At 71.4% G+C, this 11,563-nt stretch carries 15 protein-coding genes; 10 read left to right on the forward strand and 5 right to left on the reverse strand.

Annotation, left to right across the window (positions count from 1 at the left end; translation table 11 throughout):
- Nucleotides 1–46: 46 nt before the first annotated feature.
- The gene (locus Q0599_RS16690; protein ID WP_298831697.1) at nucleotides 47–250 is read left to right on the forward strand and encodes a DUF3460 family protein; all 204 of its coding nucleotides are present in this window, start codon (nucleotides 47–49) and stop codon (nucleotides 248–250) included.
- A gap of 23 nt (nucleotides 251–273) precedes the next feature.
- Nucleotides 274–1,113 carry a ScpA family protein gene (locus tag Q0599_RS16695; RefSeq protein ID WP_298832749.1) on the forward strand — a complete coding sequence of 280 codons (840 nt, stop codon included), beginning with the start codon at nucleotides 274–276 and terminating at the stop codon, nucleotides 1,111–1,113.
- 1 nt (nucleotide 1,114) lies between these two features.
- On the opposite strand, the gene Q0599_RS16700 is transcribed toward Q0599_RS16695, so the two are convergent.
- The 5 genes from Q0599_RS16700 to Q0599_RS16720 all read right to left on the reverse strand — a co-directional run bounded on the left by Q0599_RS16700 (nucleotide 1,115) and on the right by Q0599_RS16720 (nucleotide 5,242).
- Nucleotides 1,115–1,474: a DUF805 domain-containing protein gene (locus tag Q0599_RS16700; RefSeq protein WP_298831699.1), complete on the reverse strand. Its 360-nt coding sequence runs from the start codon at nucleotides 1,472–1,474 to the stop codon at nucleotides 1,115–1,117.
- Between the two features lie 34 nt (nucleotides 1,475–1,508).
- Nucleotides 1,509–3,350, reverse strand: a complete 1,842-nt coding sequence (locus tag Q0599_RS16705; RefSeq protein ID WP_298831701.1) for an ATP-binding protein — start codon at nucleotides 3,348–3,350, stop codon at nucleotides 1,509–1,511.
- Complete coding sequence (locus tag Q0599_RS16710) at nucleotides 3,329–4,057, reverse strand: response regulator transcription factor (RefSeq protein ID WP_298831702.1); 729 nt, start codon at nucleotides 4,055–4,057, stop codon at nucleotides 3,329–3,331. Before Q0599_RS16710 ends, Q0599_RS16705 begins: the two co-directional genes overlap by 22 nt.
- Before the next feature lie 118 nt (nucleotides 4,058–4,175).
- Nucleotides 4,176–4,628 (reverse strand): MaoC family dehydratase, encoded by a 453-nt coding sequence (locus Q0599_RS16715; RefSeq protein WP_298831703.1) that lies wholly within the window; start codon nucleotides 4,626–4,628, stop codon nucleotides 4,176–4,178.
- Nucleotides 4,625–5,242 carry a ParA family protein gene (locus tag Q0599_RS16720; RefSeq protein WP_298831704.1) on the reverse strand — a complete coding sequence of 206 codons (618 nt, stop codon included), beginning with the start codon at nucleotides 5,240–5,242 and terminating at the stop codon, nucleotides 4,625–4,627. The genes Q0599_RS16715 and Q0599_RS16720 overlap by 4 nt, the downstream gene beginning before the upstream one ends.
- Nucleotides 5,243–5,339: 97 nt before the next feature.
- On the opposite strand from Q0599_RS16720, the gene Q0599_RS16725 reads away from it, so the two are divergent.
- From Q0599_RS16725 to Q0599_RS16760, 8 genes are all read left to right on the forward strand, one after another.
- Nucleotides 5,340–5,987: an NAD(P)H-dependent oxidoreductase gene (locus tag Q0599_RS16725; RefSeq protein ID WP_298831705.1), complete on the forward strand. Its 648-nt coding sequence runs from the start codon at nucleotides 5,340–5,342 to the stop codon at nucleotides 5,985–5,987.
- The gene (gene kefC / locus Q0599_RS16730) at nucleotides 5,987–7,843 is read left to right on the forward strand and encodes a glutathione-regulated potassium-efflux system protein KefC (protein ID WP_298831706.1); all 1,857 of its coding nucleotides are present in this window, start codon (nucleotides 5,987–5,989) and stop codon (nucleotides 7,841–7,843) included. The genes Q0599_RS16725 and kefC overlap by 1 nt, the downstream gene beginning before the upstream one ends.
- 76 nt (nucleotides 7,844–7,919) lie before the next feature.
- Nucleotides 7,920–8,324, forward strand: coding sequence for a Fur family transcriptional regulator (locus tag Q0599_RS16735; RefSeq protein WP_298831713.1), 405 nt, complete (start codon nucleotides 7,920–7,922; stop codon nucleotides 8,322–8,324).
- Nucleotides 8,321–8,506 carry a hypothetical protein gene (locus Q0599_RS16740; protein WP_298831715.1) on the forward strand — a complete coding sequence of 62 codons (186 nt, stop codon included), beginning with the start codon at nucleotides 8,321–8,323 and terminating at the stop codon, nucleotides 8,504–8,506. The genes Q0599_RS16735 and Q0599_RS16740 overlap by 4 nt, the downstream gene beginning before the upstream one ends.
- Nucleotides 8,503–9,243, forward strand: a complete 741-nt coding sequence (locus Q0599_RS16745; protein ID WP_298831717.1) for an ABC transporter ATP-binding protein — start codon at nucleotides 8,503–8,505, stop codon at nucleotides 9,241–9,243. The genes Q0599_RS16740 and Q0599_RS16745 overlap by 4 nt, the downstream gene beginning before the upstream one ends.
- Before the next feature lie 2 nt (nucleotides 9,244–9,245).
- The gene (locus tag Q0599_RS16750) at nucleotides 9,246–10,121 is read left to right on the forward strand and encodes a metal ABC transporter permease (RefSeq protein WP_298831719.1); all 876 of its coding nucleotides are present in this window, start codon (nucleotides 9,246–9,248) and stop codon (nucleotides 10,119–10,121) included.
- A 6-nt stretch (nucleotides 10,122–10,127) separates the two neighbouring features.
- Nucleotides 10,128–11,021, forward strand: a complete 894-nt coding sequence (locus Q0599_RS16755) for a zinc ABC transporter substrate-binding protein (RefSeq protein ID WP_298831721.1) — start codon at nucleotides 10,128–10,130, stop codon at nucleotides 11,019–11,021.
- 23 nt (nucleotides 11,022–11,044) lie between these two features.
- On the forward strand, nucleotides 11,045–11,563 hold the full coding sequence (locus tag Q0599_RS16760; RefSeq protein WP_298831722.1) for a DUF2796 domain-containing protein: 519 nt from the start codon (nucleotides 11,045–11,047) through the stop codon (nucleotides 11,561–11,563).

Raw genomic sequence — 11,563 nt, forward strand, 5'->3', positions numbered from 1 at the left:
TCGGCCGGCTAAAATCGCGCCCTTTCCTCCGAGCCCCACCCGCGCCATGCCGCTGTTCTGGAAGCCCTACACCTCCGACGTCACCCACTTCATCGAGCAGTTGAAGGCCGCCCGGCCGACGCTCGAGGAGGAGCAGCGAACCGGACGCGCCCTGCTGTGGGACAAGCGCGTCGACCGCCAGGCGCAGGAAGAGTTCCGCGACGCACGCGTGCCTCAGCAACCCTACGTCTACCAGACCAAGGGCCAGTGAGCGAGACGCAGACGGCGCCGCAGGTGCCGGAGATTCCCCCGCCCACGCCCGAAGTGCAGGCGCTGCCGCCGGCGGCGGTCGACGGCATCGCCGTCGCCCGCCTGTACGGCGAGCCCCTGTTCGCGCTGCCGCAGGACCTGTACATCCCGCCGGATGCGCTGGAAGTCTTCCTCGAGGCCTTCGAAGGCCCGCTGGACCTGCTGCTCTACCTGATCCGCAAGCAGAACTTCAACATCCTCGACATCCCGCTGGCCGACGTGACGCGCCAGTACCTCGCCTACGTCGAGCAGATCCGCAAGACCAACCTCGAGCTCGCCAGCGAATACCTGCTGATGGCGGCGATGCTCATCGAGATCAAGTCGCGCATGCTGCTGCCGCCGAAGAAGTCCGAGGACGGCCAAGAGCCCGAGGATCCGCGCGCCGAACTGGTGCGCCGGCTGATCGAGTACGAGCAGATCAAGCTCGCCGCCGCCCGGCTCGACGCGCTGCCGCTGCTCGGCCGCGACTTCCTGCGCGCGCAGGTGACGATCGAGCAGGCGCTGGCGCCGCGCTTCCCCGATGTCGACCCCGACGACCTGCGTGCCGCCTGGGCCGACATCCTGCGTCGCGCCAGGCTGAACCAGCATCACACCATCACGCGCGAGCAGCTCAGCGTGCGCGAGCACATGAGCATCGTGCTGCGCCGGCTGCAGGGCCGGCGCTTCGCGCTGTTCGAGGACCTGTTCGACCCGGGCCGCGGCCCGCAGGTGATGGTGGTCACCTTCATTGCCATGCTCGAGCTGGCTCGCGAGCGCCTGCTCGAAGTGACGCAGGCCGAGGCCTTCGCGCCGATCTACGTGCGGCTGGCCTACGAGCCGACCTAGCCTAGACTGGCTCGGGCTCCTGCAAGGGGTCCGCGCCATACCGGTTGCTGCCGGCGGTGCCGACCAGGAACATGAAGACGAGCAGCACGATGCCGCCGATGACCGGCACGAAGCCGATCAGGATCCACCAGCCGCTGCGGTCGGTGTCGTGCAGGCGGCGCACCGTGACGCCCAGGCTGGGCAGCAGCATCGCGATCCCGAACAGGTTGCCGAGCAGCCCCTTGGTGCGCAGCAGGACGTCGATCACGCCGATGCCGATGGCGATCAGCAGCGCGATGAGCGCGAACATCCAGTACTCCTTGCGCCGCGCGCGCCCGCCGAACACGGCGTACTGCTTCACCACGGCCACGAACCAGTTCATCGTTCCCTCCCTTCGTTCGAACTTCGCGCGAGGCTCAGCCCGCACTCTTCACGCCCAGCTTGAACGCGATCATCGCGCGCAGCTTGTTGGGCACCACCGGCTTGAGCAGCAGGTGAAAGTCCTTCTCCTGCGCCTCCTTGTCGAGTGCGCTCATGGTGCTGCCGGTGACGACGATCGCCGGCAAGCGCGCGCCGAAGCGCGCACGCAGCGCGCTGATCGCGTCGACGCCGTTGCGGCCGCTCTCCAGCCGGTAGTCGACGATGAGGAGGTCGGGCCGCACCAACGCCGGGTCGGCCGACGCGGCCCAGGCGCTGCACTCGGCAACGCTGTCGAACGAGGCGATCTGCGCGCCCCAGCCCTGCAGCAGCACCTCCAGGCCGCTGCGCACTGCCGGCTCGTCCTCGACGACGACGATCAGGCGGCCGTCCAGCGTCAGCCCGGGCGGCCCCTTGCCCGACGGCGGTGCGGTCTGCGGCTTCGGCTTCGCGCCGGCGGGCAATTCGAGCGTGAACACCGTGCCTCGCCCGGGTTGCGAACGCAGCGAGATGGGCGCGCCCATCAGGTCGGCCAGCCGCTTGACGATCGCCAGCCCCAGCCCCAGGCCCTTGCGCTGGTGCGGCGCCGCCGCCGGCGTGTTGGGTACCTGGTAGAACTCCTCGAACACCTTGTGCTGCTCGTCCTCGCGAATGCCCAGCCCCGAGTCCCACACCTGCAACAGCACCCTGTCGCCGCGCCGGCGTGCCGCCACCAGCACGCCGCCGTCGTCGGTGTAGCGGATCGCGTTGCTGACCAGGTTGCGCAGAATGCGCTCGACCAGCAGCGGGTCGGCGTGCACCACGCGCGCGCCGCCGCGCAGCTTCAGCGCCAGCCCCTTCTCGAAGGCGGTGGGCTCGAAGTGCAGGCGCAGCTTGCGCAGGATGTCCTCCACCTCGAAGTGCTGAGGCCGCACCTCCACGCCGCCGGCATCGATGCGCGTGATGTCCAGCAGCTCCGAGAACAGCCCCTCCAGCGCATCGACCGAGGCATTGATGCTGTTCACGAGGTGGGCCACCTCGGGCTCGTGGGTGCGCTGGCGCAGCGCCTCGGCGAACAGGCCCATCGCGTGCAGCGGCTGGCGCAGGTCGTGGCTCGCCGCGGTGAAGAACTGCGTCTTCGCCCGGTTGGCCACCTCGGCCTCCTGGCGCGCCGCCTCGGCCGCCTGCTTCTCGACGCGCAACTGCGCGGCCAGGCCGTCGGCGCGCAGCTTGTGCTCGAGCAGACGCTGCAACGTGTGCCGGTAGTTGCGCGCCAGCACCGTCGTCAGCGAGACGATCACCGCCAGCATGCCGGCGAGTTGGTAGCTGTACACGTCCGCACCGAGCGCGATGCGCACGATCAGCGGCGTGAAGCAGATCGCCACGTAGGCGACGAACATGCGGGGATGGTTGCCGAGCACCGGCACCACCGCGATGCAGAACGTGTAGATGGTCAGGACGAGCCCGGTCTGCTGGATGCCGATGGCGCTGGAGTAGAAGAGCCAGCCCGAGAGCCCCCACGCCGACGCGGAACACAGGGTCAGCACGTTCCAGCGCAGTTGCCAGCGCTTCCAGTCCATCGGCGCACCGCGCTTGTAGGTGCGGCGGAAGGCACGCGCAAGAACGACGCGCACGATCCACAGCCCGACGAAGAGTGCCGACCACGCCGCGAACAGCGGCGCCGGCACGACGCCCCAGAACAGCATCAGCATGAGGCCGAAGCCTCCGGCCAAGCCGGCCAGCGTCGCGCCGGTGAAGGCGTACAGCGCCAGCACCTCGTCGGGCAACAGCGCCTCGCGCGATGGCGCCTCGGGCCGGCCCGCGGGCACGGCCGTGGCGTTCAGCGCGTCGGGTTGCGCCATGCGCTCAGGCCGCCCTTCTGCGTCATCTGGCTCACCGCCAGCACGGCCTGGGTGCGCGAACTGACGTTGAGCGCGCGCAGCACGGCGGCGACGTGGTCCTTCACCGTCTCCACCGACAGGTTGAGGTCGCGCGCGATCAGCTTGTTCGGCTTGCCCTGCAGCAGCAGCGCCAGCACGTCGGTCTGGCGCGGCGTGAGGCCCAGCGAGGCCAGCGGCGGCTGTGCCTGTACCTCGCCGGCTTCGGCCTGCTCGCGCACCACGCGCAGCACGCTGGGCACGGTGTCGCCCTCGGGCCTGAGCGGCGAGGACTCGGAGCCCATGGTCATCGGCGGCACGTAGATGCCACCGGACATGACGACGTTGAGCGCCTCGAACAGCGTTTCGTTGCTCGCGCGCTTGGGCACGAAGCCCATCGCACCGAGGTCGATGGCATGGATGACGTCGCTGCTGCGGTCCGAGGCCGACACCACCACCACCGGCAGCGAGGGGTACTGGGCCCGGAACTCGGTCAGCACGTCGAAGCCGTGCGCGTCGCCGAGCGCGAGGTCGAGCAGCACGAGGTCGAAGTCCGAGTCGGCCTGCAGGGCCTCGCGCGCCGCCTTCGCGCTGCCCGCGCCGACCACGGTGACGTCGTCGCCCAGTCCCTGGATGACGCTTTGCAGCGCCGAGAGGATCAGCGGGTGGTCATCGATCAGCAGGACTTTCATCGCCTCGGCCTCCGCAGTTCGTGCGGCCTGGATCGTAGCCCACCGGCCGCCCGCCAACCCGTGCCGCGACGCGCCCCCCGCGGCAGGGCCGTCGCGGCGCGCCGTGCGTCAGGGCGGCTCAGAGGTAGCGCCGCGAGAGCGACTCGGCCACGCACACCGGCTTGGCGGAGCCTTCGCGCTCCATCGTCACTTCCATGGTGATCTGTGCGCCGCCCTCGATGGCCTCGAAGGCGGCCAGCTTGAAATGCCCGCGCAGCCTGCTGCCCACCGGCACCGGCGCCGGGAAGCGCACCTTGTTCAGGCCGTAGTTGACGCCCATGCGCACGTTGCGAAATTCGATCGCCGACTCGGCCATGAGGGGCAGCAGCGACAGCGTCAGGAAGCCATGTGCGATGGTCGTGCCGAAGGGGCCGGCCGCGGCACGGATCGGATCGACGTGGATCCACTGCAGGTCGCCGGTGGCGCGCGCGAACTCGTCGATGCGCTCCTGCGTGACGGTGATCCACTCGCTGGTGCCGACCACCTGGCCGACCAGCACACCGAACTGCTCCAGCGACTCGAAGCTCCTCATGCTTCCGCCCACTCGACGATCGGCTTCCACTGCGCCAGATCGCGCTCGAAGCGCGACGGGCTGACATCCCACAGGGTCAGGCCGTGCGCAGCGAGGTGGACGTAGTTCTGCGTGTCGCGCAGGAAGGTGAGCACCGGCACCTTCAGGCCCTCGACGAAGGCCCGCAGATGGTCGGAGGAGATCGTGCCCTCGCGCACGCGCATGCCGACGATGGCGAACTTCACCTTGTCGCTGCGCCGGTGGGCGAGCAGGTCGCGCACGAAGGCGTGGGTGGCATGGATGTCGAAGATGCTCGGCTGGATCGGGATGATCACCTTGTCGGCGAGCTTCATCACTTCGTCGAGGCGCTTGCCGTGCAGGCCGGCCGGCGTGTCCAGCACCACGTGGGTGGTGCCCTTGGGCGGGCGCACGGTCTCGCCGTGCGCGGTGTCCCAGGTGCCGATGGCCGGCAAGCCCTTCGGCCGGATGGCCAGCCAGGTCAGCGCCGACTGCTGGCGGTCGACGTCGCCGAGCATCACGGCATGGCCGCGCGAGGCCAGGTAGCCCGCCAGGTTGGTCGACAGCGTGCTCTTGCCCACGCCCCCCTTGGGATTGGCCACCACGATCACCGGCATCTGGACCTCCGTCCTCGCATCTGCATCTGGTTGTTCGGCGTTTGCGGTTATGGTAACGGCAGCGTTCCGGCCACCCCATCCCCTGCAACCCCACACCATGCTCCCGCCGCCCGACGCGCCCGAGGTGCTGGTCCTGGTGGCGCACCCGCAGATCGAGCACTCGCGCGCCAACCGCGCCCTGATGCGCGCCGCCGGCGAAGTGGCGGCGGCCTCGAAGGGCCGCGTGGAGGTGCGCGACCTCTACGCGCTCTACCCCGACTACCTGATCGACGCGAGCGCCGAGCAGGCCCTGCTGGCGGGCGCGAAGCTGGTGGTCTGGCAGCACCCGGTGCACTGGTACTCGATGCCGCCGCTGATGAAGCTCTGGCTCGACGAGGTTCTCGCCTTCGGCTGGGCCTACGGCCCGGGCGGGCACGCGCTGCAGGGCAAGGACCTGTGGCTCGCGATGACCACCGGCGGGCCCCAGGAGTCCTACCGGCCGGACAGCTACAACCGCTACTTCTTCGACGCCTTCCTGCCGCCCGTCGAGCAGACGGCGGCGCTGTGCGGCATGCGCTTCCTGCCGCCGCTGATCCTGCATGGCGCGCATCGCGTCGGCGACGCCACGATCGCCGAGCACGCCCGCCTCTTCGCCGACCGCCTGGCCAGCTACCCCGACTGGCCGGAACTGGCCGATCTGGCCGAGTGCGTGGCCTGCGACGTGCCGGCCTCGGCGCGGCCGCCGGCCGAGGCGGGATCGCACTGATGGAGCACGGCTCCTGGCTGACCGGCAGCCTGGTCTACCTGGCCGCCGCGGTGCTCGCCGTACCGCTGGCCAGGGCGCTGGGTCTGGGCTCGATCATCGGTTACCTCGCCGCCGGCGTCGCCATCGGGCCCTGGGGACTGAAGCTCGTCTCCGATCCGCAGCACATGCTGCACTTCGCCGAGTTCGGCGTGGTGCTGATGCTCTTCCTCGTCGGCCTGGAGCTGGAGCCGCGGCGGCTGTGGGCTCTGCGGCGGCCGATCTTCGGCTGGGGCAGCGTGCAGCTGTTCGGCTCGGCGGCGCTGATGACGGGAGCCGCCATGTTGTTCGCCGTGGACTGGCGCTTGGCGCTGGTGGGCGCGCTGGGGTTGGCGATGAGCTCCACCGCCATCGGCCTGGGCGTGCTCGCCGAGCGCAACCTGATGGCCACCCGCTCCGGCCAGAGCGTGCTCAGCGTGATGCTGCTGCAGGACGTGGCCGCCATCCCCGTCCTCGCCTTCGTGCCGCTGCTGGCCGCTGCCGGCGCGCACGAGGCCGGCCGCGGCTGGCTGGGTGCGGCCAGGGCCGCCGGGGTGATCGCGATCATCGTGCTCGGCGGCCGGCTGCTGCTGCGCCCGGCGCTGCGCTGGATCGCGCGCAGCAAGACGCCGGAGATCTTCACCGCCGCCTCGCTGCTGCTGGTGGTGGCCACCGCGGCGCTGATGCAGTCGGCCGGGCTGTCGATGGCGCTGGGCGCCTTCCTCGCCGGTGTGCTGCTCGCCGAGAGCGAGTACCGCCGCGAGCTGGAGACCGACATCGAGCCTTTCAAGGGCCTGCTGCTCGGCCTGTTCTTCATCGCCGTGGGCATGAGCATCGACTTCGCCGTGGTGCTCGCACAGCCGCTGCTCGTGGCCGGCCTCGTCACCGGCTTCCTGCTGCTCAAGGCCGCGGTGCTGTGGGCCATGGGCCGGGCGATGCCGCTGCCGCCGGCCGAACGTCCGCCCTTCATCATCCTGCTGGCTCAGGGTGGCGAGTTCGGCTTCGTGGTCTTCCAGACCGCCGCGGGCGCAGCGGTGATCGACGCGCCCACCTCGTCGCTGCTGGTCGCCGCCGTGGCGCTGTCGATGCTGCTCACGCCGCTGGTGCTGCTGCTGTCCGACCGCTTCTGGGCCCGCCGGCTGGCCGCGCAGGCGCGGGACGCGACCTACGACCGCATCGACGACACGCAGCGCGCGCCGGTGATCATCGCCGGCTTCGGCCGCTACGGGCAGATCGTCGGCCGCCTGCTCTACGCCAACGGGCTCTCGGCCACCGTGCTCGAGCACGATGCCGAGCAGGTCGAGGCCGTGCGCCGCTTCGGCTGGCAGGTGTACTACGGCGACGCGACGCGGCTGGACCTGCTGCGCAGCGCCGGCGCGGAACAGGCGCGTGTGCTGGTGCTGGCGATCGACGACGTCGCGCAGAGCCTCGAAGTCGCCCGGCTGGCGCGCCAGCACTTCCCGCGGCTGACGATCGTGGCCCGTGCACGCAACGTCACGCACCTGCTGGAACTGCGCAACCTCGGCATCGAGTGGATCGAGCGCGAGACGCTGGATTCGGCACTGATGAGCGGGCGCAGCGTGCTGGAACTGCTCGGCTTCGAGCGCCACCAGGCGCGCACCCTGGCGCTGCGCTTCCGCCGGCACAACCTCGCGCAGGTGGAGGCGATGCGGCCGCATTTCGGCGACGAGGCCAGGCTGATCGCGATGGCCAAGCTGGGCCGCCAGCAGCTCGAGGAGCTGTTCGCCCAGGAGCGCGAAGCGGCGCGGCAGCGGCGCTCGCGCGCAGGCTGGGGCGGTGAGGACGGCGGACGCCGCGAGGACGGTCCGCCGCCTGCCTGAGGCGAGCACGACTCCGCCGGCGGGCCGAAATCGCCCGGCCTGGCAAATGCAATTGCATTTGCAATAAGATGCGCCCATGGAACGCCAGACCCGTCAGAAGCAGGCCGTGCTGCGCTCGCTCGTCGACAGCGGCCGCTCGCTCGCACCGGCCGAGATCCTCGAGCTGGCACGCACCGAGGTGCCGACACTGAACCTGTCCACCGTCTACCGCCAGCTGCGCACGCTGCACGACGAGGCGCAGGTGGTGCGCGTCGACCTGCCCGGCCAGGCGGCGCGCTTCGAGGCGCCCTGCGCGCACGGCCAGGCGCGCGGCCATGCGCACCACCACCACCATCACTTCCATTGCACGGCCTGCGACCGGGTGTTTCCCATCCACGCCTGCCCGGGCGGCATCGAGCGGCTGGCGCCGGCGGGCTTCCAGGTCGAGCAGCACGAGCTGACGCTGCGCGGCCGCTGCGCCGACTGCGCGGAGGCGGCATGAGCCACCGGCACGACCACCACGACCACGCGCACGGGCATGCCCACGCCGCGGCGCGCGACGACGACGGCGTCGCATCGAGCATGCTGATGCACGGCGCCGCCTCCCGCATCGGCGGCGCCGTGGCGGCACTGGCGCTGCTGTGGGCCGCCGTGGCCTGGGCCCTGTCGGACCTGGCGACATGAGCGCCTGTGCCGTACGCCTCGTCGACCTGACGGTGACGCACCAGCGCCACCCGGCCGTGCACCACCTCAGCGGCGAGCTGGCCCTGGGCTCGCTGACCGCGGTGATCGGCCCCAACGGCGCCGGCAAGAGCAGCCTGCTCGACGCCCTCGCCGGTCGACTGCCGGCGAGCTCGGGCCGCATCGAGATCGCGCCGCGACTGGTCGGCCGCATCGCCTACCTGCCGCAGCAGGCGCAGATCGACCGCAGCTTCCCGATCGGCGTGCTCGACCTCGTCGCGCTCGGCCACTGGCCCAAGTGCGGCGCCTTCGGCGCGATCGACGGGCTGCTGCGCGAGAAGGCACGCGAGGCGCTGGCCTCGGTGGGCCTGTCGGGCTTCGAGCGGCGCCGCATCGGCGAGCTCTCGGTCGGCCAGTTCCAGCGCGTGCTGTTCGCGCGCGTGCTGTTGCAGGACGCGCAGCTGATCCTGCTCGACGAGCCCTTCAACGCGATCGACGCGCGCACCAGCGCCGACCTGCTCGCCGTGGTGCGGCGCTGGCACGGCGAATCGCGCACCGTCGTCGCGGTGCTGCACGACATGGAGCTGGTGCGCGAGAACTTCCCGCAAGCGCTGCTGCTCGCCCGCGAGCCGGTGGCATGGGGCCCGACCGCGCAGGTGCTGCGTGCCGAGAACCTGTTCCGAGCACGCCAGATGGCCGAGCGCTGGGACGAGTCGGCGCCGGTGTGCGAGAGGGCCTGAGCATGGGCCTGCACGAGCTGCTGATCCAGCCCTTCGCCGAGTTCGGCTTCATGCGCCGCGCGCTGGTGGCCTGCGTGGCGCTGGCGCTGGGCAGCGCGCCGATGGGCACGCTGCTGGTGCTGCGCCGCATGAGCCTGATGGGTGACGCGATGGCGCACGCGGTGCTGCCCGGGGCGGCGATCGGTTTCGCGATCGCCGGCTTCTCGCTGACGGCGATGGGCGCGGGCGGACTTGCCGCCGCCTTGCTGGTGGCCGTGCTCGCCGGCTGGGTCGCGCAGGTGACCACGCAGCGCGAGGATGCCAGCTTCGCCGCCTTCTACCTCATCGCACTGGCCGCCGGCGTGCTGATTGTCTCGACGCACGGCAGCCCTGTGGACCTGATGCACGTGCTGTTCGGCAGCATCCTCGCGGTGGACGATGCCGCACTGGTCACGGTGGCCGGCGTGGCCAGCCTCACCCTGCTCGTGGTCGCGGCGGCCTACCGGCCGCTGCTCGTCGCCAGCGTGGATCCCGGCTTCCTGCGCTCGGTGGGCGGCCACGAGCGCGCGCTGCACTTCGTCTTCCTCGGCCTGGTGGTGCTCAACCTCGTTGCCGGCTTCCAGGCGCTGGGCACGCTGATGGCGGTGGGCCTGATGATGCTGCCGGCCACCGCGGCGCGCTTCTGGGCACGCGAAGTGTGGAGCCTCGCCGCCGTGGCCACGCTGATCGCCCTGATCAGCGCCGCCGGCGGCCTGCTGCTGAGCTACCACCTGCAGCTGCCCTCCGGCCCGGCGATCGTGCTGCTGGCGGGTGCCGGCTACCTCGTCTCGCTCGCCGCCGGCCGGCACGACAGCTTGCTGGCGCGGCGCATCGCCCTGCACGCCCATCGCGTCGCCTGAACCGCCATGTCCGTCGCCCGCCTCGCCGCCCTCGCCTTCGCGCTGCTCGCCGTGGCGATGCCGTTGCGCGCGCAGACCGCCAAACCGCTGCAGGTGGTGGCGAGCTTCTCCATCCTTGCCGACATGGCGCGCGAGGTGGCCGGCGATGCCGCGCAGGTGCACTCGCTGGTCGGCCCGAACGCCGATGCCCACGTGTTCGAGCCGACGCCGGCCGACGCGCAGCGGCTCGCCCGCGCCGACCTCGTCGTCGTCAACGGCCTGCACTTCGAGGGCTGGATCGACCGCCTGGTGCGCAGCTCCGGCTACCGCGGGCCGGTGGTCGAGGCGTCCAGGGGCATCACCCCGCGCCGCGCCGGGCGCAGCATCGATCCGCACGCGTGGCAGAGCCTCGTCCATGCGCAACGCTACGTCGAGAACCTCCGTGCCGCGCTGGTGGCCGCCGCGCCGCATCAGGCCGCGGCCATCGACGCGCGGGCGAGGGCCTACGCGCAGAAGCTCGCCGAGCTCGACGCCAGCGCCCGCGCCGCCTTGGGCGCCGTGCCGCAGGAGCAGCGCCGCGTGGTCAGCTCGCACGATGCCTTCGGCTACCTCGGCGAGGCCTACGGCATCACCTTCGTCTCGCCGCGCAGTTGGAACACCGACAGCGAGGCCTCGGCCGCCGCCGTGGCCGCGGTGATCCGCCAGGTGCGGCTGCACCAGGCGCGCGCGCTGTTCGTCGAGAACATCACCGACCGGCGCAGCATCGAGCGCATCGCGCAGGAAACCGGTGCGCAGGTGGGCGGCACGCTCTACTCCGATGCCCTGTCGCTGCCCGGCACCGGCGCCGACACCTATCTGAAGATGGTCGCCCACAACGTGAAGACGATCGCCACGGCCCTGCAGGCCGCGACGGCGCGCTGACCCGGGCAGGCTCGGGCTGCACGATGAGACCGCTCGCCCTGATCGTCCCCTGGCTGTTCGCGCTCGCCGTCCCCGCCTGGGCCGGCCAGGCCCACGAGCATGGTGCGGCCAGGCTCGACGTCGCCGCCGATGCGGGCACGCTGAACCTTTCGCTGGACACGCCGATGGACAGCCTGCTCGGCTTCGAGCGCGCGCCGCGCAACGACGCGGAAAGGCGCGCGGTCGAGAAGCTGGTCGCCACGCTGCGCGCCGCCAACACGCTCTTCGCCTTCGACGCCACGGCAGGGTGCAGCCTGGCCTCGGTGGAACTCCGTTCGGCTGCCTTGGGCCTTGGCCCGGCCGCGATGGGCCCGTCGGACGGGCATGGTGATCTCGAGGCCGAGTTCGGCTTCCGCTGCCGGGGTGCGCCGGCCTACGTCGAGGTTGGCCTGTTCGAGGCCTTCCCGCGCCTGGCGCGGCTGGACGTGCAGACCGCCACGGCCAAGGGCCAGCGCAAGCTGGTGCTGAGGCGCCCGGCCAGCCGGATCGATCTGGCCCGCTGA

The organism is uncultured Piscinibacter sp. (assembly GCF_937952055.1).
Classification (GTDB): Bacteria; Pseudomonadota; Gammaproteobacteria; order Burkholderiales; family Burkholderiaceae_C; genus Piscinibacter.

Coding starts and splice junctions, on each gene's coding strand:
- Q0599_RS16755 (WP_298831721.1), top strand. CDS start 10,128: ATGTCCGTCGCCCGCCTCGCCGCCCTCGCCTTCGCGCTGCTCGCCGTG.
- Q0599_RS16715 (WP_298831703.1), bottom strand. CDS start 4,628: ATGAGGAGCTTCGAGTCGCTGGAGCAGTTCGGTGTGCTGGTCGGCCAG.
- Q0599_RS16725 (WP_298831705.1), top strand. CDS start 5,340: ATGCTCCCGCCGCCCGACGCGCCCGAGGTGCTGGTCCTGGTGGCGCAC.
- Q0599_RS16700 (WP_298831699.1), bottom strand. CDS start 1,474: ATGAACTGGTTCGTGGCCGTGGTGAAGCAGTACGCCGTGTTCGGCGGG.
- Q0599_RS16705 (WP_298831701.1), bottom strand. CDS start 3,350: ATGGCGCAACCCGACGCGCTGAACGCCACGGCCGTGCCCGCGGGCCGG.
- Q0599_RS16720 (WP_298831704.1), bottom strand. CDS start 5,242: ATGCCGGTGATCGTGGTGGCCAATCCCAAGGGGGGCGTGGGCAAGAGC.
- Q0599_RS16740 (WP_298831715.1), top strand. CDS start 8,321: ATGAGCCACCGGCACGACCACCACGACCACGCGCACGGGCATGCCCAC.
- Q0599_RS16750 (WP_298831719.1), top strand. CDS start 9,246: ATGGGCCTGCACGAGCTGCTGATCCAGCCCTTCGCCGAGTTCGGCTTC.
- Q0599_RS16735 (WP_298831713.1), top strand. CDS start 7,920: ATGGAACGCCAGACCCGTCAGAAGCAGGCCGTGCTGCGCTCGCTCGTC.
- Q0599_RS16745 (WP_298831717.1), top strand. CDS start 8,503: ATGAGCGCCTGTGCCGTACGCCTCGTCGACCTGACGGTGACGCACCAG.
- Q0599_RS16690 (WP_298831697.1), top strand. CDS start 47: ATGCCGCTGTTCTGGAAGCCCTACACCTCCGACGTCACCCACTTCATC.
- Q0599_RS16710 (WP_298831702.1), bottom strand. CDS start 4,057: ATGAAAGTCCTGCTGATCGATGACCACCCGCTGATCCTCTCGGCGCTG.
- kefC (WP_298831706.1), top strand. CDS start 5,987: ATGGAGCACGGCTCCTGGCTGACCGGCAGCCTGGTCTACCTGGCCGCC.
- Q0599_RS16760 (WP_298831722.1), top strand. CDS start 11,045: ATGAGACCGCTCGCCCTGATCGTCCCCTGGCTGTTCGCGCTCGCCGTC.